The sequence below is a fragment of the Chryseobacterium sp. SIMBA_029 genome (assembly GCF_046535275.1).
Lineage (GTDB): Bacteria > Bacteroidota > Bacteroidia > Flavobacteriales > Weeksellaceae > Chryseobacterium.
This window is the reverse complement of sequence record NZ_JAWRXA010000619.1, coordinates 1-252: the sequence shown is the minus strand read 5'-3', so window position 1 is coordinate 252 and position 252 is coordinate 1. Positions and strand designations below refer to the sequence as shown.

1 protein-coding gene is annotated in these 252 nt (G+C 36.5%); it reads left to right on the top strand.

Annotated elements, in window-relative coordinates:
- Positions 1-252 (top strand): hypothetical protein (locus tag SB679_RS25460; protein WP_410705138.1); only part of this gene is annotated, 252 nt, incomplete at both ends.

Here is a 252-nt window from a genome sequence, read left to right as displayed (position 1 = left end):
GGAGGTGGATTTTTCAATAGAAATCTGGAAGACGGAATTCATCCGAAAGTAGATGTATTAGGTGCTGAGTTTAAATATGATCTTGGAAATAATTTCAGCGTTTTAAATAAAACCCGTTATACAAATATTGATATGAACTATACGGGGATTTTTCCAGCGGGAGGGCCAAAAACAGGAGCAGATTTTGCTACAAAACCTTTAGATAAAGGAGGAATGGGAATGGCTAATTATCAGTATTCATTGGTGAGTACC